General features: G+C 61.2%; 3 protein-coding genes. 1 reads left to right on the top strand and 2 read right to left on the bottom strand.

Annotated elements, in window-relative coordinates; genetic code table 11:
* The first annotated feature begins 175 nt into the window (after nt 1–175).
* Nucleotides 176–382 (top strand): hypothetical protein, encoded by a 207-nt coding sequence (locus tag ACIPV6_RS23625; RefSeq protein WP_400273230.1) that lies wholly within the window; start codon nt 176–178, stop codon nt 380–382.
* A gap of 81 nt (nt 383–463) precedes the next feature.
* Here ACIPV6_RS23625 and istB read toward each other — a convergent pair whose 3' ends face one another.
* Together istB and istA are read right to left on the bottom strand one after the other, a co-directional pair.
* The gene (gene istB / locus ACIPV6_RS23620; protein WP_400273229.1) at nt 464–1,279 is read right to left on the bottom strand and encodes an IS21-like element helper ATPase IstB; all 816 of its coding nucleotides are present in this window, start codon (nt 1,277–1,279) and stop codon (nt 464–466) included.
* A complete protein-coding gene (istA, locus tag ACIPV6_RS23615) occupies nt 1,276–2,958 on the bottom strand; it encodes an IS21 family transposase (protein ID WP_400273228.1) in 1,683 nt (560 codons plus the stop codon). The genes istB and istA overlap by 4 nt, the downstream gene beginning before the upstream one ends.
* Nucleotides 2,959–3,104 lie beyond the last annotated feature (146 nt).

Here is a 3,104-nt window from a genome sequence, read left to right as displayed (position 1 = left end):
CTGAAGATGTCAAGCGTTTTTGGCCCCAGGGTGACGGTTATGTGTGGCCCCACTTGAGATAGCTTGGGCGGCGTGTTGTCACGCGTGTGAGCATGATGCCGCGGGGTTTAGGGCAGGTTGTCCTGGGTACGTTTCCGTGTAGAGGAGGCTCTGGAAGCGAAGAGAGTTGGCCGTGGTGACTGTCGAAGAAGTGCGTGCTGAAGCTATCGATTTGCTCATGACCGGAAAATTGGACATGACCACGATGTGGCTGGAATTTATTGCCCGGGGCGGAATGGGGTCCATTCCGGACTTCGATGACTTTTTGGCTGGTTTGAATCCGTTTGATGAGATCAGTGTGCAGTTGCTTGGCCTGACCCTCCGTGAGATCCAAGAAGCCTAGGTTGGCCGGTGTGAGGGGAGCGCATGGGTCCTGCGCGGTCTTCTCGATCCGCTGGTGTCTGGCGCGGTGCGGGTTAGGGGGTCAGGAGCTTTGCTGGGCCATGGTGTGAGCGAGGCGGTAAGAGTCCGTTCCGGTCTCGATGATTGTTCCGTTGAAGGTGAGGCGGTCCACGATTGCCGCGCATAGCCGCGGGTCGGTGAAGGTTTTGGTCCAGCCTGAGAAGGATTCGTTGGATGCGATGGCGATGGAGTTTTTCTCTTCTCTTTCTGTGAGGACTTGGAAGAGCAGTTCGGCGCCGCGGCGGTCCAGTTCCATGTATCCGAGTTCGTCGATGCAGAGAAGGTCGACTCTTCCGTAGCGGGCGATGGTCTTGGCGAGTATCTTCTCGTCTGCCGCTTCAACGAGTTCGTTCACCAGCCGTGTCGCGAGGGTGTATCTGACTCTGTAGCCCTGTTCGGCTGCTGCGGTGCCAAGCCCGATGAGCAGGTGCGATTTGCCGGTTCCCGAGTCCCCGATCAGGCACAATGGAGAGCCTTTGCGGATCCAGTCCCCGGTTGCAAGGGTGTGGATCGTGGCCGGGTTGATGTTGGTGTTCGCGTCGAAATCGAAGTCACCGAGCCACTTGCTGCGTGGAAAGTTCGCTGCTTTAACGCGACGAATGGAAGAGCGCCGGTCACGGTCATCGCATTCGGCCAGCAGCAGCTCGGCCAGGAAACCCTGATAGGTGAGCTGTTCCTTCCCGGCCACTGTGAGGGCTTCGGTCAGTACTGCCCGAATGGTGGGCAGCCGGAGCCGGCGGCAGGCCTGATCCACGGCGGCCACGGCTGCTTGTTCAGTGAGACCGCGCCGGCGTCGAAGCGTCGGGGTGACCGTGGCTGCCGGGTTTGTCGGGCTCATGAGATGTTCTCCTTCGACGCGTTGTTTTGTTCAGTGGGGTGCGTACTGCGTTTGGCGAGCAGCTCGTCGTAGGCGCTGACCGTGGGCATGGGCCGCCGGTCCTGCGGCAGCCCTGCGACGACGGCTGCAGGATCCATCAGTCGCCGCTGGGTCAAACTGACAACTCGTTGCACATTCACTTCTGGATGTTCACGACGATGACGGTCCGTGCTGGCCCCACCCTGGCCGGCTGTCGAAGCGTGCCGGCGGGCCTCGACCGCGACGACATCGGCGCTGACGGCCCCGACACCCAGGGCGGCGATGATCCCGGCCTCAACATCGATTGGTTGCATGGAGCGGTGCAGTAACAGGACATCGATCAGTTCCCGGGTTCCATCGGCATCACCGTTAACCCGTCGGGATGCAGCCCAAAACGCCTCGTGAGCGCTGGTAAACGCTCCGGATTCCCTGGCCCGGGCCAGTGCGGTGGAACCCGGCAGGGCCCCGGGTTTGGTCTTGAGGACTTCAAGGTAATGATCGAGCTGCACCGAGCAGCCCGTCCGGGCCGCGACCCTCTGATGCCTGGCCACAACCTGGTGCCCGTCAAAGACCACGACCTCTGACGCGCGCAAGGACACCCTGACCCGGCGACCGATGAACCTTGCCGGGACGGAATACTTCACCATCCTGACCGTGATCATCGATGACCTGTCCACCCGCGGACTCAACACCAGGCCCGGGTCGAATTCCTCCGCCGGTAAGGGACGCAGAAACGCCCGCTCGGCCGCGAAGTCCTCACCGATGCTGCGGATCCGGTCACCGATACGGCGTTTCTCGTCCTGGACTTCCCAACCCCGGATCCTGTCGTTGAGCTCCTCCAAGGACGCGGCCACGGGCATCGGCGTCAGCCGGTTCCGCCTGAACCAACCAACTTCGCCTTCCACCCCGCCCTTCTCATGAGCGCCGGCGATCCCGGGCTGGCAGTAGAACGCATCAAAACCATAAAACGAACGGAACAACACCCACCGGTCATTCTCCTGCCGGTTGCGTCCCTGCCCAAACAACACCGAGGTAACCGCGCTGGTCAGATTGTCATAGCGGATATGCGTGAGAGGGACACCGCCGATCTCCGTGAATGCCTCAATATGGCCTTCGAGGAAAGCTTCCTGGGCCTGGGTCGGATAAACCCGGTGGATGGACTTTCCCGAATGCGATAACCGGAAGACGAACATGTGGCACTTGGTCTTCACACCACCAAGGACAACCCAAACCTCACCGAAGTCCACCTCGGCTTCGGCACCAGGGGCGTGTTCTTGCGGCACGAACACCTCAACACGGCGGCCGGCCTCGACATCGATCTGCGCACGTCGGACCCGTACGTAGTCCCTCACCGTCGAATACGACAGGTCCACAGCGCCCTGCTCTTCGATCAAACGAGAGAGGACCCGACGAGCGGTATGGCGCTGCTTCCGCGGCGCGGCCGTGTCACTGACGAGCATTCCATCGATCGCCGCCTTGAACGGATCCAACCGCCACGCGACCCCCTGCCGGGGCTTCCGCTCCGGCGGAACAGCGGACTCCAGAGCCTGACGAACCGTCCTTCGATGAACCTTATACCGGGCCGCCAACGCACGAACCGACAAACCCTCCAACCGGGCATCCCGTCGGATTTGCGCGAATAACTCCACCCTCGACTCCATCCGGACCAACCCTCCATCGCATCCATCCACTGATGAATCCAACGTTGAAGGTGGGGCCACATATAACCGTCACCGAAACCCGGCGAGTCACAAAATGGGGCCAGAAATAACCGTCCTACCGGGGCCATCCAAACCTGTCACAGCCA

Origin of the sequence: Paenarthrobacter sp. NPDC089988 (assembly GCF_044748465.1) — a bacterium.
In the GTDB taxonomy this organism is placed as follows: Bacteria; Actinomycetota; Actinomycetes; order Actinomycetales; family Micrococcaceae; genus Arthrobacter.
The sequence above is the reverse complement of the archived record's forward strand: the minus strand, read 5'-3'. Positions and strand labels throughout refer to the sequence as shown.

What these genes read in the sequence shown, in the direction of transcription:
- istA (WP_400273228.1), bottom strand. Translation starts at nt 2,958, where the DNA reads ATGGAGTCGAGGGTGGAGTTATTCGCGCAAATCCGACGGGATGCCCGG.
- istB (WP_400273229.1), bottom strand. Translation starts at nt 1,279, where the DNA reads ATGAGCCCGACAAACCCGGCAGCCACGGTCACCCCGACGCTTCGACGC.